The 22,855-nt window shown below is 62.4% G+C and carries 25 protein-coding genes; 5 read left to right on the top strand and 20 right to left on the bottom strand.

From position 1 onward, the window contains the following. Positions 1 to 24: 24 nt before the first annotated feature. Positions 25 to 1,905: an APC family permease gene (locus D5261_RS01020; protein WP_218025514.1), complete on the bottom strand. Its 1,881-nt coding sequence runs from the start codon at positions 1,903 to 1,905 to the stop codon at positions 25 to 27. A 6-nt stretch (positions 1,906 to 1,911) separates the two neighbouring features. Beyond that, the gene (locus tag D5261_RS01015; RefSeq protein ID WP_119320099.1) at positions 1,912 to 2,193 is read right to left on the bottom strand and encodes a hypothetical protein; all 282 of its coding nucleotides are present in this window, start codon (positions 2,191 to 2,193) and stop codon (positions 1,912 to 1,914) included. A gap of 219 nt (positions 2,194 to 2,412) precedes the next feature. Here D5261_RS01015 and D5261_RS01010 point away from each other — a divergent pair, with 219 nt between their 5' ends. Continuing rightward, positions 2,413 to 3,927: an ATP-binding protein gene (locus D5261_RS01010; protein ID WP_119320098.1), complete on the top strand. Its 1,515-nt coding sequence runs from the start codon at positions 2,413 to 2,415 to the stop codon at positions 3,925 to 3,927. Positions 3,928 to 4,184: 257 nt separating this feature from the next. Here the strand turns inward: D5261_RS01010 and D5261_RS01005 are convergent, their stop codons facing one another. Next, positions 4,185 to 5,012: an alpha/beta hydrolase gene (locus D5261_RS01005; RefSeq protein WP_165863994.1), complete on the bottom strand. Its 828-nt coding sequence runs from the start codon at positions 5,010 to 5,012 to the stop codon at positions 4,185 to 4,187. A gap of 61 nt (positions 5,013 to 5,073) precedes the next feature. Then, positions 5,074 to 5,403 carry a thioredoxin gene (gene trxA / locus D5261_RS01000; RefSeq protein WP_119320096.1) on the bottom strand — a complete coding sequence of 110 codons (330 nt, stop codon included), beginning with the start codon at positions 5,401 to 5,403 and terminating at the stop codon, positions 5,074 to 5,076. A 189-nt stretch (positions 5,404 to 5,592) separates the two neighbouring features. Here trxA and D5261_RS00995 point away from each other — a divergent pair, with 189 nt between their 5' ends. Continuing rightward, the gene (locus tag D5261_RS00995; protein ID WP_119320095.1) at positions 5,593 to 6,159 is read left to right on the top strand and encodes a BON domain-containing protein; all 567 of its coding nucleotides are present in this window, start codon (positions 5,593 to 5,595) and stop codon (positions 6,157 to 6,159) included. A gap of 22 nt (positions 6,160 to 6,181) precedes the next feature. Then, entirely contained in the window at positions 6,182 to 6,703 is a 522-nt protein-coding gene (locus D5261_RS00990; RefSeq protein ID WP_218025513.1) for a GNAT family N-acetyltransferase, read from the top strand. On the opposite strand, the gene D5261_RS00985 is transcribed toward D5261_RS00990, so the two are convergent. Then, entirely contained in the window at positions 6,700 to 7,026 is a 327-nt protein-coding gene (locus tag D5261_RS00985) for a hypothetical protein (protein ID WP_119320093.1), read from the bottom strand. The genes D5261_RS00990 and D5261_RS00985 overlap by 4 nt on opposite strands. Positions 7,027 to 7,252: 226 nt before the next feature. Between D5261_RS00985 and D5261_RS00980 the strand changes: the two genes are divergently transcribed. Continuing rightward, positions 7,253 to 8,200, top strand: coding sequence for a prepilin-type N-terminal cleavage/methylation domain-containing protein (locus D5261_RS00980; RefSeq protein WP_119320092.1), 948 nt, complete (start codon positions 7,253 to 7,255; stop codon positions 8,198 to 8,200). Positions 8,201 to 8,208: 8 nt separating this feature from the next. Here D5261_RS00980 and D5261_RS00975 read toward each other — a convergent pair whose 3' ends face one another. From D5261_RS00975 to D5261_RS00965, 3 genes are read right to left on the bottom strand one after another with little or no spacing between them, the layout of a single operon-like run. Then, on the bottom strand, positions 8,209 to 8,751 hold the full coding sequence (locus D5261_RS00975; protein WP_218025512.1) for a P-loop NTPase family protein: 543 nt from the start codon (positions 8,749 to 8,751) through the stop codon (positions 8,209 to 8,211). Between the two features lie 7 nt (positions 8,752 to 8,758). Next, positions 8,759 to 9,115, bottom strand: a complete 357-nt coding sequence (locus D5261_RS00970) for a DUF2917 domain-containing protein (RefSeq protein WP_165863993.1) — start codon at positions 9,113 to 9,115, stop codon at positions 8,759 to 8,761. Next, positions 9,112 to 9,618, bottom strand: a complete 507-nt coding sequence (locus tag D5261_RS00965) for an Lrp/AsnC family transcriptional regulator (RefSeq protein ID WP_119320090.1) — start codon at positions 9,616 to 9,618, stop codon at positions 9,112 to 9,114. Before D5261_RS00965 ends, D5261_RS00970 begins: the two co-directional genes overlap by 4 nt. A 230-nt stretch (positions 9,619 to 9,848) precedes the next feature. Between D5261_RS00965 and D5261_RS00960 the strand changes: the two genes are divergently transcribed. Further along, positions 9,849 to 10,550, top strand: coding sequence for a hypothetical protein (locus D5261_RS00960; RefSeq protein WP_174721473.1), 702 nt, complete (start codon positions 9,849 to 9,851; stop codon positions 10,548 to 10,550). Between the two features lie 60 nt (positions 10,551 to 10,610). Here D5261_RS00960 and D5261_RS00955 read toward each other — a convergent pair whose 3' ends face one another. From D5261_RS00955 to D5261_RS00900, 12 genes are all read right to left on the bottom strand, one after another. Beyond that, positions 10,611 to 11,840 carry a glycosyltransferase family 4 protein gene (locus D5261_RS00955; RefSeq protein WP_125205839.1) on the bottom strand — a complete coding sequence of 410 codons (1,230 nt, stop codon included), beginning with the start codon at positions 11,838 to 11,840 and terminating at the stop codon, positions 10,611 to 10,613. Between the two features lie 10 nt (positions 11,841 to 11,850). Next, positions 11,851 to 12,927, bottom strand: a complete 1,077-nt coding sequence (locus tag D5261_RS00950) for a glycosyltransferase family 4 protein (protein WP_125205838.1) — start codon at positions 12,925 to 12,927, stop codon at positions 11,851 to 11,853. A 243-nt stretch (positions 12,928 to 13,170) separates the two neighbouring features. Next, on the bottom strand, positions 13,171 to 13,383 hold the full coding sequence (locus D5261_RS00945) for a hypothetical protein (RefSeq protein ID WP_119320087.1): 213 nt from the start codon (positions 13,381 to 13,383) through the stop codon (positions 13,171 to 13,173). Positions 13,384 to 13,441: 58 nt separating this feature from the next. Further along, on the bottom strand, positions 13,442 to 13,660 hold the full coding sequence (locus tag D5261_RS00940; protein ID WP_125205837.1) for a hypothetical protein: 219 nt from the start codon (positions 13,658 to 13,660) through the stop codon (positions 13,442 to 13,444). A gap of 5 nt (positions 13,661 to 13,665) precedes the next feature. Beyond that, a complete protein-coding gene (locus D5261_RS00935) occupies positions 13,666 to 15,099 on the bottom strand; it encodes an LCP family protein (RefSeq protein ID WP_125205836.1) in 1,434 nt (477 codons plus the stop codon). A 143-nt stretch (positions 15,100 to 15,242) separates the two neighbouring features. Then, the gene (gene corA / locus D5261_RS00930) at positions 15,243 to 16,235 is read right to left on the bottom strand and encodes a magnesium/cobalt transporter CorA (RefSeq protein ID WP_119320085.1); all 993 of its coding nucleotides are present in this window, start codon (positions 16,233 to 16,235) and stop codon (positions 15,243 to 15,245) included. Positions 16,236 to 16,254: 19 nt separating this feature from the next. Then, positions 16,255 to 17,349 carry a DUF2252 family protein gene (locus D5261_RS00925; protein ID WP_119320084.1) on the bottom strand — a complete coding sequence of 365 codons (1,095 nt, stop codon included), beginning with the start codon at positions 17,347 to 17,349 and terminating at the stop codon, positions 16,255 to 16,257. A 147-nt stretch (positions 17,350 to 17,496) separates the two neighbouring features. After that, the gene (locus D5261_RS00920) at positions 17,497 to 18,267 is read right to left on the bottom strand and encodes a LytR/AlgR family response regulator transcription factor (protein WP_165863991.1); all 771 of its coding nucleotides are present in this window, start codon (positions 18,265 to 18,267) and stop codon (positions 17,497 to 17,499) included. Positions 18,268 to 18,274: 7 nt separating this feature from the next. Continuing rightward, positions 18,275 to 19,555, bottom strand: coding sequence for a sensor histidine kinase (locus D5261_RS00915; protein ID WP_119320082.1), 1,281 nt, complete (start codon positions 19,553 to 19,555; stop codon positions 18,275 to 18,277). 79 nt (positions 19,556 to 19,634) lie between these two features. Then, a complete protein-coding gene (locus D5261_RS00910; RefSeq protein ID WP_119320081.1) occupies positions 19,635 to 19,886 on the bottom strand; it encodes a hypothetical protein in 252 nt (83 codons plus the stop codon). 247 nt (positions 19,887 to 20,133) lie between these two features. Further along, positions 20,134 to 21,444 (bottom strand): redoxin domain-containing protein, encoded by a 1,311-nt coding sequence (locus D5261_RS00905; RefSeq protein ID WP_119320080.1) that lies wholly within the window; start codon positions 21,442 to 21,444, stop codon positions 20,134 to 20,136. A gap of 86 nt (positions 21,445 to 21,530) precedes the next feature. Further along, the gene (locus D5261_RS00900; RefSeq protein WP_165863990.1) at positions 21,531 to 22,799 is read right to left on the bottom strand and encodes a TlpA family protein disulfide reductase; all 1,269 of its coding nucleotides are present in this window, start codon (positions 22,797 to 22,799) and stop codon (positions 21,531 to 21,533) included. Positions 22,800 to 22,855: the final 56 nt, after the last annotated feature.

Genomic DNA, 22,855 nt, shown 5'->3' with positions numbered 1-22,855 from the left:
CCAGGAGCGTATGCTTCGCGGCGCTTACATGATGAGACGGACGCCGCCGAGCGACGCGAGGCTATGCGGAAACCGATTGCTGGGGGTGCCGATGAACATATAGTTCTTCGGCACTCCCAGGCGTCGCGCGAGCCGCTCGATCAATTGCGGGCCGAACTCGCCCTGGACGAGCAGTAAGTCGATGCGAAGCTCCGGGTAGATATGGTCGATGAGCGCGATGTTTTTGGCGAGGTCCTGCGGAATATCGCTTTCGTGGACATATGTGTGGACCACGCGCAGCCGCTTATTCTGCTCGTTTTCCAGCACGTAAATGGCGGCGTGGTTGAGCATGGGAAGGGTGTCGTCCTCGGCGAAAAAGATCACCGCGCGCCCATTGATCTCCTGGATTTGCGCCATGATCCAGTGGCTGAACTTGTTGTTGCTCTCCCCGCGACGCTCCAGAAACGACTCCGACGCCGCCAGGATCAAGCGCAGCAACTGCACGCGGATGAACATCAAGCCCACGACTGCCGCCGCCGAGAGGAAGTAGAACAGGAAGACGCGCACATAGGCCGGCTTGATCAGGACATTGCCCAGGAGCGCCGTGCACGTCGAGGCCAGCGCCAGCAGCACGGCGAACCAGGAAGCGCGGATCTCGCGCGGCAGACGTCCTCGCTTGAGCTTGAGCAGGATATTGCCGACCGCAAAGAGGCTCATGACGCTCAGGAAGGCGATGGTGTAGACTCCGCCCAGCATCAGCAGATCGCCGCGCGACACGGCCAGGATCGAGGCGCAGAGGGCGAAGAACCCCAGAATGATCCAGTGGTTGGTGTGCCGCCAATGGTTCTCGCGCAGCAGGATCTGCGGGAGGCAGCGGTCCAGACTCATGCGCCGCACCAAACCCGTTACGCCCACGTAGCTCGTGAGCACCGCGCCCGAGAGGACCAGCACGGCGTCGATGCTCACCCACTTTTGCAGCCAGACGCCCGATCCCACCAGCCCCATGTGCGCCAGCAGGTCCTCCGGACGCGCCGTGATCGCGGCCAGCGGCAGCAAGGTCAGCGCGAGGACGCTGATAATGGGATTGAAAACGGCGACGATACCCCACATGTTGCGCAGCGTCTTGGGGAAGACGCCCGGCTTCTGCTCCTCAATGAAGTTTGCCGAGCTTTCAAAGCCGCTGATCCCGAGCATCGCCGCCGAGAAACCGAAGAAGATCGCCTTCATCGCGCCTCCGGGCATTGGGTGGCTCCAGTTCTGAGCGAGGATCTCCCGATGCGCCCAGGCGGCCGGCAGCACGGCGAAGACCAGCACGATCAGAGTCAGGATGTGGAACAGAAAAATCACGAGAGCCACGGTGGCCGATTCCGTGATGCCGAAGATATTGAGCAGCGCGAAGAGGCCGAGCAGGCCGATCGTCGCCAGAATAATCGGCAGGCCGCCATAGAGGTTATGCGCGTAATGCATGGCCGCGTCCGCGCTGAGAACGGCCGTCGCGATATACGAAAGGATGGTCAGACATGCGGCGAGGGACGCCTGTCCCTTGGTGGTGGTGTTGAGCAGGACATTGTATGCGCCGCCGTTCAGCGGCAGCGCCGTGCCGACCTCGGCGTAAACGTTCCGGTAGAGATAAAGCACGGCGGCGACAAGGGCGAGCGCGATGGGCGCGTAAGGGCCGGCGTAGAATGCGGCGATGGCGGTGACATAGAGACAGCTCGACGTGATGTCGTTGCCGCAAATCGCCGTCGAGCGCCACATGCCCAGCTTATGCGCGTCCCCCGAATCCAGATGCGTCACCTGGACCGGTTCGGAGCCCAGATCCGTGATGGTTTCCGCCGTTCCCCAGCCGGGGAAGTCCCAGGACGTTTCGATCGATCCTTCCGGAGGCGCCGGGGCGGCTTGCGTGCGGGGTGTCTGCTGTGTCATTTGGGTTTATCCCGTGGGCGCTTCCGAGTCGAATGCGTCGTTAGGATCGTCGCCGAAGGAGCTGGGACCACTGTCCTGGGAACTGTTCGATTGGCCGGGCGCGTCGTCCTGGGGATCGCCGCCGTCATTGGCGGCGCCGCCACTGTCGCCGGAATTGTCGCCTCGATCCATCATATCGATGTCGCCGTCCAAGTCTTCGAAGTCCTGCGTGCTGTCGATATCGGCGACGCTGCCGGTCGTTCGGCTGTTGCCGGTCGTGCGCGGATCGCTGGCGGGTTCGGGAGCCATGGAAATTCTCCTCACGAATTGAGATTGATGAAAGCATACCCGACTGCTTGATCCTGGTAAACGTACTGGGATCGCCAGGGCTGGGAATTTCTCATGATATCTCATGGGAATGCTGGAATAATGTCGTGGAGGAGCGCCTGGTCCCGTTCTTGAGCGTCATTATTTTTCCTTTTTTGTTCGATGCGGCGCTGACCATGATTCGTTCTGGTCGTCATCATTATGGTAATTCCGATCTCTCGCAGCCAAAACCAGCTGCCTGCCCTCATTCTCTTTTGCGGCGTGCTCGCGACTTTGCTCGGCGTGACGGTTCTGATTGGGTGGCATACCCACAATCTGACCCTGCTGAAGATCTACCCGTCGTTTGTCGCCATGGCGTACAACACGGCGCTGGGCTTTCTGCTCAGCGGAATCGCGCTGATCGCCGGTGTTTTTGAAAAGCGGCGCATAACGCTGGCGTGCGGCGTTCTCCTGACTCTGATTGGGGGGCTGACCATCGCCGAATATCTCTTCGGGGTCAATCTCGGCGTCGACGAATTGCTGATGCGCTCGTATGTGCGCTCCGGAATCCTGCACTTCGGGCGCATGGCGATCGCGACGGCGTCGTGCTTCACGGCGTTTGGCGTGGCGCAGACCGTGTGGGCTTTGCGCCGCGGAGCTTATCCGCCGATCTTCCTGGCGCTCATCGGCGCGACGGTCACGGCCCTCGGCGCGGTGGCGTTCACGGGATACTTTATCGGCGTCACGGAAGCGTACCGATGGGGCCAGTTCACCCGCATGGCCGTCCACACCTCGCTTGGCTTCATCGTGCTGGGGGCCGGCGCGCTCTGCGAGGCATGGCTGGCCGAGGTTCGGCGCGGCGTGAGCCGTCCACACTGGCTGCCGTTCGTCGCAACGATCTTCGGCTCGGCGGCGTCGGTGAGCCTCTGGCAGGCGCTGGTGGTGGATCAGAGCGGGAATCTGGCGATCATCCACCAGTACTCGCAGGCGCACCCGGGGCTTGGGCAATATGTCCAGGCGCAGTCACGGCTTCCCTACGAAGCGCTGGCGGGCGGAGTTCTGGTTTCGTGCCTGCTGGGGTGGAGCGTTTATCTGGCGCAGCGAGCGTCGGAGCGGGCGGAGATGCTGTCGAAGGCGGGCGAAGAGCTGGAGCACCGGGTGCAGGAGCGGACCGAGGATCTCGATCGCACCAATCAAGCGCTTCAGGAGGTGCTGACGTGTGTCAGCAACGGACGCCTTAAGCTTTGCCTCACGGAGGCGGCGCTGCCGCCGTCCCGCAGCATTGTGAGCAGCAGCGTGGAGTTGTCCCGCACCAGCGGCCTGAAGGCGCTGCGTGATCTGGCGCGGCAAGCGGCTCTGGAGGCGAGCCTTCCTGTCGAGCGGATCGACGATCTGGTCACGGCGGTCTCGGAAGCCTCCATGAACGCCGTCGTTCACGGCGGCGGCGGCCACGGCGAAGTCCGGCTCAGCACGGACGACCGGATCCAGGTCTGGGTCCGCGACTTCGGATCGGGCATCACCCTCGACCACCTGCCGCGCGCTACTCTGGAGCGCGGCTACACCACCGCCGGCACGCTCGGCCACGGCTTCTGGCTGATGCTGAGCACCGTGGACCATCTCTTCCTTCTCACCGGTCCCGCAGGAACAACGCTTGTGTTAGAGCAGGGCAAGGAAGAACCGCTGCCGCCCTGGCTGCTCCAGCAGATCAACGACAACCCGCCCGCGCTCGCGGCGTAGACGGCAAATTTGATCCGTGGCAAACCCACCCCCGCGCTTCGCGCGACCCCTCCCTCGGGCGGGAAGGGTTTGTAAGATTGCCTCGTACGAGAGCCGCCTGCGATAACACGCTCTGAAATAACCCTTCCCGCCCGAGGGAGGGGTCGCGCGAAGCGCGGGGGTGGGTTTGAAGAGGTCGAGCGAAGCGTCGGGGCGGGGCGCTCAGAGGGAGCGCCGAAGGGCCTGCCTTTGACCGAGCGACGCCGAGCCTCTGGACTTCACCGCTTCTTCCCGATCTGCTCCTTCAACCACGCCCCTGCGGCGTCGGCCCAGCCGTGTACGGGCTGGTCGGCGGGGGCGCGCAGGCCGTAGCCGTGGCCGCCTTTGAGGTAGTAGGCGCCGTGGACGGGGACGCCGGCTTGCTCCAGCGCCGTCGCGTAGGCGGGGGCGGTGAGGTAGCCGTCGTCGAGTGTTTGCGTCAGGAAGATCGGCGGCATGCCGGCGTGCGGTTTGACCTCGGGAGCGGGCAGGCCCGTGGCGCTGTCGAAGAGATAGGCCGGATAGATCAGGGCGGCGAAGTCCGGGCGGTCGCTTTGCTGGTCGGCGGCGTCGACCGGCGTGTAGGAGCGCGCTGCGTATCCCGTGGCGAGGCGCGCGGTGAGGTGTCCGCCGGCGGAAAAGCCGAGGACGCCCAGGTGCTTGGGATCGATCCCGAACTCCTTGGCGCGGGCGCGCAGCAGGGAGATGGCGCGCTGGCCGTCCTGAAAGGCCGCGTCGCGCTTGTCCGGCACGCGATATGTGAGGACGGCGACGGTGAAGCCGAGCTTATTCAGCCACGCGGCGACTTCCGTTCCCTCCAGGTCGATCGCAAGGATGCTGTATCCGCCGCCGGGGAGCACGAGGACCGCAGGGTGGGGACCTTTGCCCTCCGCCGGGAAAAGCTGAAGCTGGGGCTGGGTGACGTCTGTCAGGCGAAGCACGTTGCCGCCGTGATCGTCGCTGATTTTTCCTGGAGAAGAACTCTGCTCGCCCGGCGCGGTCGCGGGCCAGAGGTCGAATGTCGGCGCCGGCGGATCCGCCGGCGCCATTTGGTTAGTAATAGTCATAGAGCAAAGCGCCAGGATCGACCACGCGAGGGCCGATCCTTTTCGAGAAAGCCGCATGGGGTTACGCCCCGATCTGTGCTTCGATCCGTTCCACAATCATACGTCGCGGGACAGCCCCGTGGATGGTGTCGACGGGCTGGCCGCCCTTGAAGATGATCAAAGTCGGGATCGTGCGCACGCCATAACGGGATTCGATCTCCGGCTCGTCGTCCACATTCAGCTTGACGATCTTGGCGCGTCCGGTGAGCTGCTCGGAAGCGGCGTCGATCTCCGGGCCGATCGCGCGGCACGGCGGACACCAGGGCGCCCAGAAATCCACCAGCACCGGGACATCCGATCCCAGCACTTCGTTCTCGAAATTCTCCCGCGTAACGTCAGCGGCTTTACTCATGATTACCTATTTCTCCTGAACTCAAATTTACGATAATGAAACCGTCATGTCACATCTGTCACAATCCATAACTTTATTGTGACGCAAGGTGTTCCCAATTCCGATGAATCCGAGCGATTCGTGGGAATAATTAAGCGTGGACAAGCGAGCCGGCGCATAAGCCGCGCCTCGCCGATGAAGGAGACAGCAATGGTGCGGAAGCCATGGATACGGATCGCGGCGCTTGCGGCGGCGGGAGCGACGCTGGCGATGACGGGCGCGACGCTTGCGGGATGCTCGCACGCGATCGAGGGCGCTTCGGAAGACGCGAACAAAAACGCCGCCGTGGTGACGACGGCGGCTCAGGACGCCGCCGCGAAGGCGAAGCAGCAGGCGGACCAGGCGGCGACAACGGTCGTTCAGAAGACCGATCAAGCCGGCGCCAAGGTTTCGGCGGCGACCGACACCGCCGCGCAGAAGGTCGTGACCGCCACGGATCAGGCGACGGCGGCGGTGAAGGACGCGCCCAAGGAAGTGGACGCCGCGCTCCTCGTGACCCCGCAGGTCAAGACGGCGATCATTCGCGATGTCCTGCTCAACGATGTCCGCAATGAAATCAACGTGGACACGGCGCACCGCGTGGTGCATCTCAAAGGCCATGTCGTCACTCAGCGCATGAAGGACCGGGCGGGCGACGTGGCGCAGGACGCGATCCGTAAAGACTACGCCGGCTACACGGTCAGCAATGAACTTGCCGTGACGGCCGAGACGAATTAAAGCCGCGTCTGAGGAGATTTCCGTGCTCGAAATACGACAGGCGGCCCCCTCGGATTGGCCGGCGATCTGGCCGATCTTTCAAAGCGTCGTCGCCGATGGCGCAACATACGCTTACGACCCAGACACGACATCCGATGAAGCGCTCGCGTTGTGGATGTCGCCCGCGGCGAGCACCTTCGTGGCGACGCACGGCGGCGCGGTCGTTGGAAGCTATTTCCTGAAGCCCAATCAGCCGGGGCTTGGAAGCCACGTCGCCAACGCCGCGTTCATGGTGTCGCCGGCCTGGTCCGGCCACGGCGCGGGCCGCGCCATGGGCGAGCATGCGCTGCGCACCGCGCGGGCGAGGGGATACGAGGCGATGCAGTTTAACTTCGTCGTCAGCTCCAACGAGCGCGCCGTGTCCCTCTGGAAATCGCTTGGCTTCGCCACGATCGGCGTCATTCCCAAAGCCTATCGCCACAGCCGCCTCGGCCTCGTCGACGCCTACATCATGCACCGGTTCTTGAACGATATTCTGGCGCGGGACGAAGCTGAGACGGTTTAGGGCTTTTCCGCCGCCGGCTTTTCCGCGCCGGCGGCGAACTCTTCCACATCCTCGCGCGTGACGGGCGGCAGTCCGAACTGCTGGTAGACATCGCGCACGGCGTGCTGAAGGATCTCCTCCGAAACCCCGCTCTTGCTGCGCCCCAGCTTTTCCGCGATCCGCGCCAGCTGCACGTGAATGACGACCGGGGTGCGCAGCGAAAGATTGCGGTCCGCGATATTCACGCTGACCGCATCTTCCTGCTCCTTCGCCGCGAGGTGGCTAAGCTCATGCTCGATCCAATCCTGCAAGCGAAGTCCGCTTTGAAACTCATGCCCCTTCATAATCACGCCTCTTCTTACATACAATACGTTCTCCCGTTAGTATACTCAAATTTCGCCTTCGGACGAAAAGTGCTCCGAGACAATCGGACCCGCGCTGAGTGTAACCGGGGATTAATCTGATAATTACAAATTTAGGATAAAATCAGGTAATATTCAGGATGTCTGTAATAGATCGTGGCGGAGTACGTTTGCGCCGTGATCGTCATCGCATGAAAGGATGCATTGTATGCTCTCGACCAAGCCACTTCGGCCTCGAACACGTTCCGAGGCATTTACTCTGATCGAGCTTCTCGTTGTCATCGCTATAATCGCAATTCTCGCCGCCATTCTCTTCCCAGTCTTCGCCAAGGCGCGCGAAAAGGCGCGGCAGACGGCGTGTCTTTCCAATGAGCGGCAGATCGGGTTAGCGGCCATGCAGTATATGCAGGACAACGACGGGGCGCTTTACCATCACCATGAAGACTACGTGCTCGATGATGGAACTCAGGTCCACGACCTGCCCGGCGCAGTGAGTGGATGCACGGGCGGCGGCAATGGGAACAGCAATGCGGAGAAGCCGTGGGCCATCTTCTTCCAGCCTTATTTGAAAAGCCGGGATGTGATCTACTGCCCCGACGATCCCGAGCCTCATTCGAAGCAGCAGGCGGGCAGTATTCAGGAATACAACGGCGGCATCACGAATCTTGGGGATGAGTGCAGCGCCGCTCCGAATGGAGAGCAGTGCCAGGCCGAGTCAAACCACTGGGCAATGTGGTCATATCTTCTGAACTCCATTTTTACGCACAAATCCTGTCGCTATGTCAAAGAAGGCGTGCTCCCCGGCTTTGCGACCGAGGCGGCCATCAGTGCGCTGCCCGATGAGAATATCATCATGTTCTCGGAGCGAAATTCGACGGCGCTGGACGCCGCCGCGAACGCTCCGGCTTTGGGGGGATTCGGTTATATTCCGCAGGACGATTACGATACCTGGCCAGGCGAGGCAAGCCTCGTGCGTTCGGGAACCGCGCCGCCTCCGTATGACAAACAAGGATGGATCGCGTACGATCGCCATAGCGGCGGCTCCAATTATATCTTCTTCGATGGTCACGTGAAATGGATGCGCTGGGGCCAGGCCAGAACCTATCAATTTCCCGATCATGTGGTCCGCCAGCCGCTTACCAATCCGCCGTCGTAAAAGCATCGTCACCGACGGCGTTTTGAAGAGACCTCGCGCAGCCAGGCGTCCGTTTGGCGCGGCGACCGAAAGCGGCGTACGTTCAAATGGGCGTATTCCGGCTGCGCGAACTGGGCGGCGAACTTCTTTTTGTTTGGCCCATGGGTTTTGATCATCCAGACGAGAATGGAATCGCGCGAGAATGTCCGCTGAAGCGATTCGCGATTGCCGCTCCATAGGGACTCCCGAAACAAGATCCGGCGGGCGGTGCGTTGAGCGAGGCGGGCGAAGTTGACGGGGAACGAATAGTCCAGCCAGATGACTGTGTCCGCGCGTCCCCAGATCTGCGGGCGGACGCGCGAATATCCTCCCTCAATGACCCAGCGCTCGCCCGCGACCGCGTCTCGGACACGGTTGCTGAGCTGCGCATCGCTCACCGAGGTCCAATCCGGCCCCCAGAACAGGGCGTCAAGCTCCGTCACCGGGATGTCCAGCGCCTGCCCGAGCTTGCGCGCCAGCGTGCTTTTCCCCGACCCCGTGGTCCCGACGATCGATATTCTCTGGATTTCCATCCCGCCATTATATCTGGCGCTGGGATTGAATGGCAATCCGGCTGTCGGCGAGCGCCTGCGCCACCACGCGCGCGCCGCCGGGGATGGAGACGCCGGCGCGGGGCGTCAGCCGATAGTCCCGCGCGTCGCCTTCGACCGTCACCCACGCCTCCCCCTCGCTGCATTCGAGCTGGAACGGTCGCCCCGCTTTGAGACTGACGCATTCGCCGCGCTCCAGCCACAGCGTCACATGCGCCGCCGTGGTCTCCAGAGACGTGTCTTGTGCGCTGAATAGTGATTGACGCAATAGTTCTTTGAATGATTGGCCCGGCGATCTCGTGGATCGAACCGGGACGACGTCATAATAGAGGTGATGCTTGGTCACGATTTTTCTCCAGGGACGGCGCCTTCGCCGCCCGGCAGGCAGGCTTCGCTGGTGGCGAAGAGCGAGATGGTCGTCATCGTCTCCTGGACCCCCGATAAGCTTCGGACCCGGTCCAGGATGATCTGTAACGCCCGGGACGATCCGGCGCGGATCTTCACGAGCAGACACCATTCCCCGATGATCTGGTGACAGTCTTCCACCAGCGCGTCTTCATACTCGGCGTTCAGGGCGACGATGGCGATGGCGACGCCGGCGGCGGAGATGGATGTGCGGACGGAAACAAACGCTGTGATGGGAAGGCCGACGGCGGCCCAGTCGATCTGCGCCTGGTAACCTCGGATCGCGCCGGTCTGCTCCAGGCGGCGCACGCGCTCGTGGACGGCGGGACGGGAAAGATGCACTGTCTGCGCGACCTGCTCGATACTGAGCCGTCCGTTGCTTTGCAGCAATCTGAGAATTCGGATATCCGTGGCGTCCATTGTCATCGTCCTTGATCGCTCCATTGCGACTTTTCGTATCAGATAGTGGCAAATTCACGGACGAAATGTCAACAGTGCAGAGAATTTCCGACAAAGCGTCGTATCTCTAACCTCGCGCGGCGAGGGATCGACGTCCGGAGCCGACGATTCGCCAGCGCCGGATTTCCGCAAATTGAAAGCTATATCGCTTTGGGCTACTGCGAACGGCCGGCGAGCGGGTAAACTGGGAGGGATTTTTCGGGAGGAGACGCTCAATGCATTCGATCACACGCTCATTGATATGGATAGCCCTTGCGGCCACGGCGACTGCCGCGGTTCCGCGATTCGCCGCCGCGCAGGACGCGGCTCCGGCGGTTGGACCAAACGCGTCCGAACCCGGCGCGGCCCCCAGCGGCGCGGCCCCCAGCGGCGCGTCGCCGGCGATGACGCCCAACGCCGCCACTCCCGCCGCCAGCACGGACAGCGCGCCCGCGCCCGAGAGCAAGCCGGCGCATCACCGCCTGATGATCGGCGCGGATTACCAGCTTTACCTTCCCACGAACAGCCACACGAAGGATCGGTTCGGCTCTTCCTGGTCGTCGATCGGCCTGGGAATCGGCGGGGTAGGGCAGTCCGCCGCCCATTCGATCTGGGCGCCGGAACTCAACGTCATTTATCAGTCCAAAGGGGATAACAATGTGCTGATCGTTCCGATCGGCGTCACCTACCGGACGCATTCGGATGCGTCCGGCGGCGCGACGCCCTACACGGGAGCCAGCGCGGGGCTGCTGGTCGTCAACCTGAAATCGAAGGATGACAATGTCCCGTCCGGCACGAGCGGCGGCGCTTACGGCAGCATCTACGCGGGCGTGAGCCTGAAGGAAAATTACTTTGTTGAGGCGCGCTACTACGCCACCAGCAAAGTAAGAACATTCGACCTGAGCGGCGCCAGCCTCACGGCGGGCATCCGTTTCTAAACTGCTAAGTCGGCGACTGCCCTGCGGGTGGTCGCCGGCCTCACGCAAACTTACCTTCTCCTATCGCTTTTGATCGATCACCTGATCGTAAAGCGCCGCCGTCCGCCGAGCCATCGTTTCCACGGAATAGCTCTCCATGACGCGTGCGCGCGCCTCCGCGCCGATCCGATACGCGGCTGCGGGGTCGCTCAGCAGGGACGCGATCCGGCCTGCAAAATCTTCCACATCGCCGACTTTCGTCAGAAAACCGTTCGTCCCATGAGTGATGACTTCCGGGATGCCGCTGACCGCGTGCGCCACGACCGGCGTTCCCGCCGCCATCGCCTCCAGGAGAACCATCGGCAAGCCTTCATACAGGGACGGCATCGCCAGGACATCCAGTCCCGGCAATAGCTCCTTCGCATCCGCCCGAAATCCCAGCCAGAAAACGCGGCCGCCCACGCCAAGATCGGCGGCCTGCTTGCGCAGATCCTCCAGCAATTCGCCATTTCCAATGAACACAAAGTACGCGTCTGGACAGCGCCGCAAAATCTCCGGCGCCGAGGCGAGAAGCCAATGCAGTCCTTTTTGTTCCGTCAAACGGCCGACGGCGCCGACAAGGGACGCGCTTCTCGGCGCTCCGATCAAGTCACAGAGGCGATCGTGAGCGTCCCGGCGGTCGCGGGGATTGTCATCGACGACAATCCCGTTTGGGACACAAACGGTCTTCGCCGCCGGTAATCCGATGTTCCGTACTTGAAGCCCTCGATTCTCTTCGGACACGGCAATAAATCGGGCGGTCTTCGCAAGAAACGGAAATCTCAGCAGCCGGCGCCCTTTTCCCGGGGAAGACGCCGGAGCAAGGTGATGCGTGACGACTGTCGGGACGCCCGCGAGCATTCCGGCGAGGAGCGGGACGCGACCTCCGTAATAACTGACCAGCTGGACGTGGAGAAGATCGATATGCAGGCTGCGCAGCGCGCGGGAAAGCGCCCAGGCGGAGCGCATCTGCGTCAGGGCGCCCTGACCGAGAGTGTCGTGTGATAACCGCTTTACCATCAAGCGATCCAGCCGATCCGTGAGAGACTCCAGTTCGGGGGTTTCTTTATAGATCACCACCGGGTCGTACCCGTAATCGAGAAGGCGGCTGCTGAGCAGTAACGAATGTTCTTCGACCCCGCCGAAGATGAAGCTATTCAGCACCATCGCGACGCGCCGATGATAATACGATTTGCCGCTGAGCTGCGGCGCGCGGTGGGGGGACGTGATCACGTTCGTAGTTCCCAGGTTCTCGGTGATAGTTTGCGGCATGATTCCCACGCTATTGAAGATAAGAGCGCATCACTTCAAGTGTACGGCGGATGTTTTTGTTGACGTCGAAGCGCTCCTCAGCATCCCTCCGCGCTTTGCTCCCCATGGCGAGCCGCTGCTCCGGATCCGCGAGGATGGTGTCCAGACGCTCCGCGAGCTGCGCCGCGTTTCCAGGATCGATCAGATACCCGGTCTCCCCTTCGCGGATAATGTCTTCGGTCCCGCCGGTTCGCGACACGATCACGGGAAGCCCCGAGGCCATCGCTTCCATGGAGGCGATCGAATAGCAATCTCCGCGCGTCGGCAGCACAAACGCGTCGGCCTGCCGGTAAAGAGAAATCAGCTCCGGATCGTTGGCGGAGAGATGGTGATACATGCGCACTTTGTCGCTGCAAGGCGTGGCGCGCTCCCGAGTCACCATGTGCAGCACGAAGTCGCCGTCGTGATGTCGCTCCGCCCAGTCCATCAGCAGATCGCCTCCCTTGCGGTAATAATCGCCGCCGACAAATAGAAGATTCGTCGGGCCGGGTCTTCGCTTGCGCTCCGGCATCCTCCACTTCGACAAATTAATGCCTGGCGGAATGACATGAATTCGATGGGATTCAACGCCGTAATCGCTATTTATGCTTGCGCCTGCCCACCGGGACCAGGGGAAAAGCGCTTGGGCCTCGCGCAGACGGCTGACCTGAACGTTATGTGTGTACCGATTCAGCATGGGAAAGCGGCTATCTTTCTTTCCGTACAGCGCGCCGAAATCGAGCAGTTGGCGTCGGGTGGAGTCAACGGTCATAAAGTACGGCTGCTTCCGCAGCAAATGACTCTGACCTCGGAAGACGGTCTCGTTGGCGACGAACAGGGCGTCAAACGGTCCGTGCGTGATACCTTCGCGCAGCTCCAAAATGGAGCGGAGCGTGGCTTTGACTTTTTTGGGAATGCCCGGCAGCCGCTCCAGCGTCCCGCCTTGTTTCCACCAATCGATCGTAATCCACTCGGGATCTATTCCAAGATCGGGCGTTAGCCCGTCGCGCCAATTTTGATACTGTGTTTTGAGACCAACCTCGGTGGACATGACAAAGCCGATACGCACGGTGATCCTCTCGACTTTCTAATGAACGGTTTGTTCGATACATCTTCATGAAGATTTGGCGTGGGGACGGTGAATCCCGTCTGGTCAATAGATCACATTTTTGCTAGATGTGATCGTTTCAGTCGCATGATAGTATTACGCATGAGGATTAGAACAGCGTTAGAGCGACATTAGATGATTCCGAGATTATTACCAGGTCCGCGCGCATGCGGCGTCTGGGATGAACGCAAGATAAGCGTAAAATTAAGTCGGCGACTGCCCTGCGGCATGGTCCGTGGGGCGGTCGCCGTCGTCGCCAATCCCACGCGGGGCGGGATTGGACGGTGGGACGCGGGAGGCGCGTTTGCGGCTCCCGGCGTGGAAAGCGCCGATGTTCGATTTTGGAATCAGGCCGAGCAGCGCCACCACGGCCAGCGTGACGCCGGCGCCGAGCAGCCAAAGAGCTTCCACACCCATGTTTTCCTCCTGATCCCGAACGTCGGCGCCTCAGCAAGCGCTTTGTGAGCGTTGTCGATCAATCTTCCCGAGGACGGTCGGCGGCGGCCTGAGGCTGTTCCGCGAGCGGATGCTGGGTCGTGGAGATAAATCCGTACCCGATGATGCCGGCGAACGCCAGGAAGACCAGCCAGAGCAGCAGCAGGAGGGAAGCGAGGCCGACGGAAACGCCGGGCTTCCGATCGGCTTCCACCGCCTGCGAGATCCCTTTTCTTTGATTGCTCCACGATCTCGGCACGGTGTCTAATCTTGCCCTTTCAAAGTGTCGCCGGCGTCGCTTGCCGATTTCTGATCCGTGTTTTGCGCCGACGGATAGTCGGAGCCAAGGGTGACGACCACGCTTGCGGGCGGGGTCCATCCGCGCCGGTTGGGGCGCACGGCTTCACGGCGCACGCTGGGATCGCTCAGGCCGAGCACGGCGCCGATATCCTGCGGCGCCTGTGCGCTGACGACGCCTTGATCGACAATTTGCGTTGTCGCAGTTTGTAAATCTGTTGAAGAAGCGCCGGCCGTATCGACCGTCCGAGAGTTGGGAGCCGCGCCGATGCGCGCCTGGTCGTAGCCGGCGCTTTGCAGCTGGCGCAGGGCGCGCGCGGCGGCGCCGGAATCCGGGGCGGCGTCCTGGACGACGACGGGGATGAGCGATCGGAACGCCGTCTGGTCATCGCGGATCAGCCAGCGGACATAAGCGTCGGCTTTGTCCTGATCCAGGCGATAGAACCATTCGCCTTTCGGGCCCCGGAAATCTTCGCCGGTCAGCGAGGCCGTCCGAAGATCCTGCGGCTGAAGCCCTTTGAAGATCGCGGCGAGATCGAACAGCTGCGTGCGCGTCATGTCGGTTTGAATCGTGGACATCGCCACGTCGACCAGATGCGGCGCCTGCGCGACATTGGCGAAGCCCTTCGCGCGCTCGATCATCGCGCGCATCAAGATATGCTGGCGGTACATGCGGCGTTCATCGCCGTCCTCGGGGCTGATCTTCGCGCCGGCGTCCCCATGCCGGTAGCGCGCGAAGCCGACGGCCGTGGCGCCGTCCAGATGCTGTTGTCCGGGGACGAGATCGATGCTGAGATGTCCCCACTTGTCATGGTAGTGCATCTCATGCTCGACATTCACATCGACGCCGCCGAGCGCGTCCACCATCTTTTTCGTCGAATCGATATTGAGGACCAGATAGTGGTCGGCGCGTACGCCGAGCAGCTCATCCACCGTAGCGACGGCGCGCTCCGGGCCGCCCATCGCATAGGCGGCGTTGATCTTCGTGCTGCTGCGCGTTCCGGCGATGTGGGTATAGGTGTCGCGAGGAATGGAAAGCATGGAGGCCTGGCGCTTGGCCAGATCGAGGCTGAGCAGAAAAAGCGTGTCGGTGCGGGCGTGCGCCGTGTAGACCTGATCGCTGTCGGTCCAGTTGTCGTCAATGCCCATGCAGAGGATATTGACGCGGTTTTTGCCCACGAAGCCGCCCGTGGGCTCCAGGGCGACCTGCGCCATATCGTTGAGCGTCCCAAAGACGCCGACGGGAGTGGCGCGCCCCGTCTGCTCGCCGCGCTTCGCTTGAAACACGCGCGTCAGCGCCCCGATCGACACGCCCCCCAGCGCGATCAGAACGCCCAGCGTTATCCAAACCCCACGCGTACGCCGCGCCCGGCGCACTCTGCGAACCGACAGTTCTTCCACGACGCCACTCTCCTCGTGCTTCCGACAGTGCTATTGTAGCGGCGGAAAACTCGGGGAAAGCGGGCGCCTGGGGCATACGGCGGGATTTGCGAGACGGGTGGACGCAATCGCGCGATATCCGGCGGCGCGAAATGACGCCGTTGTCACACCCATTGGCGGCGATGGAACCACCAGTAGGTGAACGTGGCGACGGCGAGCATGAAGAACGCCCAGAACCAGAAGTTGGTGTTGACCCAGGGCTGCTTGCTGAAGTTCATGCCAAAGACGCCGGTGACGAACGTGATGGGCAGAAAGACCGTCGCGACGGCGGACAGCTTCTGCATGACCCGGTTCATGTTGTTCGAGACCTGCGTGAGGTGGGCGTCAAGCATCCCGGACATAATGTCGCGGTAGTTATCGAGCGATTCGTAAACACGAAACAGATGGTCGGCGACATCGCGGAAGTACGGAAGCGCCGCTTCCTGGATGCCGCACAGATCGCGCGCCGTGAGTGTCTGCATGACCTCGCGGAACGGCCCGACATGCTTGCGCAGCAGATTCAGGACGCGCTTGATGACGAAGATCGTTTCCAGGATATCCTCGGACGACTTCGCGATGATCCGGTCCTCCAGATCGTCCAGCGTATCGGCAAGCTCGTCGAGAATCGGGAAGTAATTGTCGGCCAGTGAATCGAGCAGGGTGTAGAGCAGATAATCCGCGCCGTGTTCCAGCAGGCGGTGATTTCGGTCGCAGCGTTCGCGCATGCTCAGAATCACCGCGATCGGCTCCAGATGGATCGTGACGAGATAGTTTGGGCCGAGGAAGACGCTCATCTGACGCATCTGGACGCGGTCCTTGGCGTCCTTGGACGTAAGGCTTGCGCTTTCCAGGTCCAGATCCACTTTGATCTCGTCGGCGGTCAGGAAAAAGTATCCATTGTATTCGTCGAGCTTGGGCCGCTGGCGCGGGTTCATCGCGTCTTCGATGGCGAGCGGATGGAAATGGAAGACCTCTTTCAGCAGATCGAACTCTTCGGGCGACGGGGACTGCAAGTCGAGCCAGAATGGCTTGGATCCGTCGGCCATCAGGCGCGGCAGGATCGCCGCGTCCGTATCGTGGACCGTCTGGCCGTTCTCATCCCGAATGATCGTTAACATCAGAATATGCTCCTTCGAGTCAGGACTCGCGCCACGCGCGCCAGTCTTCCATCGTGTCGTCGCCCATCGCCGTCGCGGCCAGATGCAGCCACTTCGGCGCGCGCCGATCCAGATCCTGAAGGATGGCGGCGGCGTTGTTTTCGCCGAGGTGGATATTGGCCGTTTCGTAACCCATCGCGCGGAGCAGGCGCTGTTCCTCGTGCTCCTTCGGCAGCGCGGCGAGCTCGACACGGATGCAGTCGGGCGCGAGACGCCGCAGAAGCCAGCGCCCTTCCAGATGGACGCAGGGATCCTGACACCGGACCGCGCGCTTCATGATCGCCTGGTAGAAGATCTCGGTGACTTCGGAGCTGTCCCGCGCCCAGATGGCGGCGCTGGGAACCAGGGCTTTGACTTCACGGGCGATGCGCCCGCCTTGCCAGTCCGTAACGGCGACGTAGCGGGGATGCCCGAGGCTGCCAAGCCCGGCGGTGCGGCGCTTCAATTGATACTGGGGCGCCGCCGCGCCCGGAGTCATGATCTCCCGCAGCCGGTTCTCCAGCGCCGCCAGCGCCGTTTCCGGAATTTCCGACACGGCGATATCGCCCAGAGTGTCCATCTTGCGCCAGAATTCCACGGGATCGCGCAGGTCGCCCAGCGCGGTCTTGCGCAGCCAGTCGTGGTCTTCCGCCAGGACAAACGGCCGGCCGCCCTGAGACAGCCCTTCCCGGTATCCCTCCAGAATGGCTTCGCAGGCGTGGACGCATTCCAGGCAGAGATGGTTGGCCTCAATGGCGAGGTGCGCGCTCGTCGCGAGACGCGCCAGATCCACGGTATAGGGCTGGCGGCATGCTTCATCGAAGTCGTTGATCCCCCAGATCAGCCGCCCCTCGGGATCGCGCCACGTTCCAAAGTTCTCGACGTGCAGATCCCCGACTGAGAGGACTTCCGGCGCCGCCGCGATCTCCGGGCAGACCTTCGGCCAGCGCTGCGCCCATCGATAGAAGGTCGAGCGCAGAAACGGGAACGCCCCGGCGGTCATCTGCGCGTGCTTCAGCGCCAGATCGGCTTCAATGAGCGGCGTGAATCCGCCCAGCCACTCTTCATAACTTTTGGTCGCCTTGTGAATGTTCATCAGCTGTTTTCTTTGGGGGCTTCCGCGCTTATTTTGCGTCGTAAACGGGTGTTATGTCCGACGGAACGACGCCATTTTCGCGCCGGTGCGCCGTCCGGCGCTGTTTGGGCGACAGACGGTCATAGTTTCACGACAGATGGCGTGGAGTCATTCCAGGCCAAGGCGGGCGCGCAGCGCGGAGATCCGGCGGCGGCTGACGGGGACCTGCGCGGCGTAGTCCTTGAGACTGAGCTGATAAAGCTGGCTGCCCAGGCTATGCAGCTGGGTGATACGCGTCAGATTGACGACCCAGCCGTCATGCACGCGTGAGAACTGCTCCTCCGGCAGCAGCGCTTCCAGCTGGGCGAGCGTGTACTGGCTGGGGAGCGCCGCCGTGGGCGTGATGATATCGACATGTTTGTCGACGGCGGCCGCCGCCACAATGTCGTCAATATCCACCAGATGGATGGAGTACCCGGCGCGCACGGGCAGTTTTCGGAGCGAAGTGAGCGGAGTTGTGGGGGCCGCCGCGTCTTCGGAAGGCTCCCGCGCCGCGAGCCGGCGCAGCGTTTTGGCGAGCCGGGCGCGTTCGACGGGCTTGAGCAGGTAGTCGATCGCGGCGCGCTCGAAGGCGGCCACGGCGTATTCGTCGTAACCGGTGACGAAGACGACGGCGGGCGCCTGCGCTTCGATATCGAGATCCAGGTCTTCGCGGATCGCGTCGGCGGTTGTGAGACCATCCATACCGGGCATCTGAATGTCGAGAAAAACCCAGTTGGGCGGCGCGGCGCCGCTGAGCCGAGTCAGGCACTCCGCGCCGCTCGCCGCCTGGGCGACTCCGCCAACGCCGGCCTCGCGCAGAAGATGCGCCAGATGGGCGCGCGCCAGCGGCTCGTCGTCCACCACCAGCGCCGTAAATGACTTGTATGCTTCGTCCATGGATCTCTCAGTTCTCATTGGCGATCGGCAGGCGGATCCGGCAGATCGTCCCGCCGCCGGGCGCGGCTCGTAGGCGCAGCGTCGCCGAATCGCCGTACGCGATCCGCAGGCGGGTTTTCAGCAGGTCCAGCCCGTGCACCGCGCCGGCCTCGATATCCGCCGGTCGGGGCCGCACTCCCACGCCATCGTCGGCGACGACCAGCGAGAGAAACCGCCCCTGGCGCCGGGCGCGCAGCCGCAAAGTCCCGGGCCGCGTCGCCTTGGCCAGCCCATGCTGCACGGCGTTCTCCACCGGGATTTGCAGACAGAAGCGCGGCGCCTTGGCGCCGCGCAGGTCGGAAGGAAAATCTTCGATCACGGTCAATCGGTTGCCCAGGCGCAGCCGCTCAATCGCCAGATACGAGTGAATCGTGTCGATCTCCTCCTGGAGCGACACGGCGTCCTCGCGCGGCGATTGCAGGAACCGGCGCAGCAGCGAACCCAGATCCGTGATCGCGCGCTCCGCGCGGCCGGGGTCGATCAGGCAAAGCCCGGCGATAGCCGCGAGCGCATTGAAGAGAAAATGGGGATGCAGGCGCGCTTGCAGCTCGCCAAGCTGCGTGAGACGCAGCGCCGCGACTTCCCGCTCCGCCGCGATGCTGCGCTGCACGATGCGCCGCCGTTCGTAGGCGTCTTGAAGCACCAGCGCGATCAGCATGCACCCCAGGCTATTGGCGCCCATGCTGGCGACGGCGCCCTGGATCGACTGCACGGGCGCGTGACGCCCGGTTGTCCCATGCGCGGCGGCGATCGCGCACCAGCGCAGGCACAGATGCGCGCCCTCCGCGAGCGCTCCCGTCACAAAGGCGCCGCCGATCAGGGAAGCGAGGGAAGGATGCGACCAGCGCCGCAGCGACCCCGCCACGGCCGCGCCGATCAGCGCCGCCGCGAGCACGGACAGCGCGTAGACCAGAGGCAGCAGATGCCCGGACCCCGTGGCGAGGGCCGCCACGGCGAGGATCATGGAGACGCCGCAGGTCAGCAGGCCCAGCGAAAGCCCGCCGGCGTAACCGGCAAATCCGGCGGCGAGGGTAAAGGGGACGTAGGGACGCCGGTCGCCGGGGAGAAACAGCTCGCTGACGCCGACCAATCCAAAGATCAGCGCCAGGACGACCTGGTCGCGGTGCGTGCGGCTGCGGTCAAAGAGCTTCGGCAGCAGCGCGCCCCGGCTCAGAAGATACGCAACCGTCACCAGGACGCACGTATCCTCCAAAAAGGCGTTGAACAGCTGCAGAAACCCGGAATTCATGTACACCCGCGCCGGCGATTTGCCGGTCTGAGTGTAGCAGAGGGATCGGGGGACTGTCAAACATGCAGATGCAGGGCCTCTACCGGCCCGCCTTCAAATCCGCGATCTCCTGCGCGACCGACTTTCTCGGCGGCAGCGTTGGACGCAGCGTGGTGTCCCACGTGGGCTTAATATGGCGCTTAAGCTTGAAGTGACGCATCGGCAAACGGCAAAGTTGATGTTCGTGAACGCCTGCATGGGCGCCGGAGGCGACATAGGCGTGAACGAAGCCTCCCGCGCTGATTGGCAATAACAGCAATGGCAATAGCAACGCAATTTGCTTCCGTTTCATCTGATCTTCTCCTGCCTTGCAATGAGGTCGTCTTATACTCACAAGATCGCGCGCGTCGCGGGAAAAGTTGGGATGAACGCTGACGAGAGTGAAATTCTCCGCTCAGCCCTGGCCGCTTCATCACGATATGAGTTATCTCTGCGCCGGAAGCTTCGAAATATTCATATCATAACGTTCAGGCAGCTAAAAAAGAGGGCGCATGCGAAATGCGCCCTCTTTCCTCGCTCTGCTCATTCGTACTGAGCGGTTAGCTATTTGCGCTCGCCGGAACCGCGATGTCCACGCCCAGCTTCGCCAGCTCTCCCTCCAAACGGTGATCGCTTTCCCCCATGTACCCCACGTTGCTCGCCGCCACTTTGCCGTCCTTATCGATGACGAACTGCGTCGGGATGCCGCTCACACGGTAAAGCGCGCCCGCGATATTCTTGCCCGCCTTGCCGGCGGGATCGAAGACGGTAGGGAAGGCGTAGGTCGTCTTGTGCTCGGTTACCCACTTGGCGTAGGAATCCTTGTCGTCCCAGACGCACACGGCCAGGACCACGACATCCTTGTCCTTGACCTGATCGTAGACCTTGTTCAGATGCGGCATGCTGGCCTGACAGGGGCCGCACCAGGTCGCCCAGAAGTCCAGCACGACGGTTTTTCCCCGGTAATTGGACAGCAGCACGGACGCGCCTTCGGGCGTCGTCGCCACAAAATCCGGCGCGGCGGCGCCATTCGCCAGCACCGGCGGCGCTTCGGGCGCCGGCTTTGGCGGGTGCGCGCCGGCGGGCAGCGTGTAGTGGAAGCTCTTCGCGGTCAGCAGGGGATTGAGCGCGATATTGCGCAGCGCCCGCTCGCCCGTCAAGCCCACGTTGTAATCGTACACTTCCCGGTGGACCAGGTTGTCCGAGCCGACATAAAGATGCTGTGTGTAGAGGACGACGCCGTTCGGAGCTTTCTTGCTCTGCTCGGGACCGAAGTCGAAAGCCGGCTTTGCAACCCAATCAATCACCTGGTAATCCGCTCCCTCCCAGGTCTGTTTACCGCCGTACGCCAGCGAGATCAGCAGATGCTTTTGCTGCTGCTCCTCCAGCTGCGCGCTCAAAGAGCGGCCGGCGTCAAAGAAGCTGGGGCCGGGATAGGAGCCGCCGCCAAGTCCCTTGCCGGAGGGATCGGCGGGGAACTCATGATACTCCCCATTCTGCACGACGATCCAGAATTTCTTTCCGTCCGAGGCCGTCACAAAAGGCGATCCGGTGCGCGTCCACTTGCCCGTCGCCGCATCCTTCGCGACCTGCCAGGTATCCGCGCGCAGATAGTTCGGTTTGAGATACTTCAGCCAGCCCTCCTGCATCATGGACTTCCCCGGCTCAAAACTCGATGTGACCGTGAAATCCGCAGTCAGCGCCTTCGCGCCCTTTGTCGCCGCATCCACGGCGTCCAGCAACGCCAGCGCCTTGGGATCGACTGCCGCCGGCGCGGCGCTGGCGTCTGGCGCATCGGCGTGACAGGCTGCGGTGAGCGTGAACGGAAGCGCGGCGAGCGCGCAGGCGGCGGCGAGATGTCGGGTGTTCATGAAGCGCTCCTCAATCGACGGGATAGGGATATCCAGACATTATAGGGAGGGATGGATCAAAAAACAGTCAAGAGCGCCGGGCGGCGTCATCGCCTCGATTCCGGCGCATTCGCATCGACGCCCAGGTTCGCCAGCGCGGCTTCCAGGCGGTAGCCGTCGGAATATCCCACATGGCTTGAGGACACCTTTCCGTCTTTATCGATGACAAGCTGCGCTGGTATGCTCGTCAGGTGATAGGCGCTCGCCACGGGATCCGAACCGCCGGGGCCGGGCGGGGAATACACCGACGCAAAAGTATAGGTTTTGTGCATCTGGAGCCACTGCGCGAACTCCGTTTTTTTGTCGTAAACGCAGATCGCCAGACACGCCACCCCCCGGTCCTTCACCCGGTCGTAAACTTGCTGCAAATACGGCAGAGCATACTGGCAGGGCATGCACCAGGTCGCCCAGAAATCGAGAATGACCGGCTTGCCTTTGTAATCGGAAAGATGAACCGCGCGCCCGTCCGGGGTTGTCGCCAAGAAATCGGGCGCCGCTGTTCCCGCCGGCAGTACAGGCGACGTTTCCTCCTGCGGCGCCTGCGGCTTTTCGCCCCGAGGCGCTGAGAACGCAAAGTCGCGCGCTGACATCATAGGATCAAGCTTGACGCGGCGGATTGTAAAATCATAAAGCGTGCGCCCCTGCGTCGTGGTGACGACCCGGTGAACCAGCCTGTCGGAGCCAATATAAATCTCGTCCCGATAAATCTTGCCTTCGTGCGAAGCATTCGCCGCGTCTGGAGCCGCGCCGGCGATTTCGCGGTGCGTCCACTGAATCACGGGAAACGAGGCGCCGTCCCAGTTTTTCTTACCGGCATAAACAAGAGAAACGAACGTTCCCGTGCGCTGCTGCGCATGGAGCCGGTTGATCACGTACTGAGTTTCGTCCAAAAATCCGGACGCCTGCTGGAATTCCCTTCCTTCCGAACTTATGGGAGGATTGGAAGAAAATTGCATGTAGCGACCACCGCCGTCGGAAATCCAATCGCTCTTGCCGTCCGACGCCGACACGGTGACTTCCCCATGCTGCAAACGTCGGTGCGCCCCTTCCTCCGTACGCAATCCGTCGATACGCCAGTAGTGTGGCTTGAGGTATCGCAAAGATCCTTTGTGAATCTCCCGAACGCCGGACGTGAAGCAGGAGACATCCACAAAATCCGCCGCCACGCCGCGCGCCTTTCGAGCCGTCTCGGCGGCTTCGCGAAGAACCGCAAGCGCTTGTGGGTCAATGCGAGGGGATGCGCTTGCCTGGTGCGCCGGAACAGCCACGCAGAGAAGGATGACGAGCGCGCCGGCGGCGCGGCGATCGTTAGCCATGGGATGATGCTCCTGAATCGTTTTCGTATGCGCCATTATAGGAAAAGAGAAAGGAA

It is taken from the genome of Capsulimonas corticalis (genome assembly GCF_003574315.2).
GTDB classification, from domain to species: Bacteria; Armatimonadota; Armatimonadia; order Armatimonadales; family Capsulimonadaceae; genus Capsulimonas; species Capsulimonas corticalis.
This window is presented reverse-complemented; position numbering and strand designations above follow the sequence as displayed.

What these genes read in the sequence shown, in the direction of transcription:
- D5261_RS00925 (WP_119320084.1), bottom strand. Translation starts at nt 17,349, where the DNA reads ATGAACATTCACAAGGCGACCAAAAGTTATGAAGAGTGGCTGGGCGGA.
- D5261_RS00920 (WP_165863991.1), bottom strand. Translation starts at nt 18,267, where the DNA reads ATGGACGAAGCATACAAGTCATTTACGGCGCTGGTGGTGGACGACGAG.
- D5261_RS00980 (WP_119320092.1), top strand. Translation starts at nt 7,253, where the DNA reads ATGCTCTCGACCAAGCCACTTCGGCCTCGAACACGTTCCGAGGCATTT.
- D5261_RS00900 (WP_165863990.1), bottom strand. Translation starts at nt 22,799, where the DNA reads ATGGCTAACGATCGCCGCGCCGCCGGCGCGCTCGTCATCCTTCTCTGC.
- D5261_RS01015 (WP_119320099.1), bottom strand. Translation starts at nt 2,193, where the DNA reads ATGGCTCCCGAACCCGCCAGCGATCCGCGCACGACCGGCAACAGCCGA.
- D5261_RS00995 (WP_119320095.1), top strand. Translation starts at nt 5,593, where the DNA reads ATGGTGCGGAAGCCATGGATACGGATCGCGGCGCTTGCGGCGGCGGGA.
- D5261_RS00985 (WP_119320093.1), bottom strand. Translation starts at nt 7,026, where the DNA reads ATGAAGGGGCATGAGTTTCAAAGCGGACTTCGCTTGCAGGATTGGATC.
- corA (WP_119320085.1), bottom strand. Translation starts at nt 16,235, where the DNA reads ATGTTAACGATCATTCGGGATGAGAACGGCCAGACGGTCCACGATACG.
- D5261_RS01005 (WP_165863994.1), bottom strand. Translation starts at nt 5,012, where the DNA reads ATGACTATTACTAACCAAATGGCGCCGGCGGATCCGCCGGCGCCGACA.
- D5261_RS00955 (WP_125205839.1), bottom strand. Translation starts at nt 11,840, where the DNA reads ATGCCGCAAACTATCACCGAGAACCTGGGAACTACGAACGTGATCACG.
- D5261_RS01010 (WP_119320098.1), top strand. Translation starts at nt 2,413, where the DNA reads ATGGTAATTCCGATCTCTCGCAGCCAAAACCAGCTGCCTGCCCTCATT.
- D5261_RS00960 (WP_174721473.1), top strand. Translation starts at nt 9,849, where the DNA reads ATGCATTCGATCACACGCTCATTGATATGGATAGCCCTTGCGGCCACG.
- D5261_RS00905 (WP_119320080.1), bottom strand. Translation starts at nt 21,444, where the DNA reads ATGAACACCCGACATCTCGCCGCCGCCTGCGCGCTCGCCGCGCTTCCG.
- trxA (WP_119320096.1), bottom strand. Translation starts at nt 5,403, where the DNA reads ATGAGTAAAGCCGCTGACGTTACGCGGGAGAATTTCGAGAACGAAGTG.
- D5261_RS00965 (WP_119320090.1), bottom strand. Translation starts at nt 9,618, where the DNA reads ATGGAGCGATCAAGGACGATGACAATGGACGCCACGGATATCCGAATT.
- D5261_RS00910 (WP_119320081.1), bottom strand. Translation starts at nt 19,886, where the DNA reads ATGAAACGGAAGCAAATTGCGTTGCTATTGCCATTGCTGTTATTGCCA.
- D5261_RS00945 (WP_119320087.1), bottom strand. Translation starts at nt 13,383, where the DNA reads ATGGGTGTGGAAGCTCTTTGGCTGCTCGGCGCCGGCGTCACGCTGGCC.
- D5261_RS01020 (WP_218025514.1), bottom strand. Translation starts at nt 1,905, where the DNA reads ATGACACAGCAGACACCCCGCACGCAAGCCGCCCCGGCGCCTCCGGAA.
- D5261_RS00975 (WP_218025512.1), bottom strand. Translation starts at nt 8,751, where the DNA reads ATGGAAATCCAGAGAATATCGATCGTCGGGACCACGGGGTCGGGGAAA.
- D5261_RS00915 (WP_119320082.1), bottom strand. Translation starts at nt 19,555, where the DNA reads ATGAATTCCGGGTTTCTGCAGCTGTTCAACGCCTTTTTGGAGGATACG.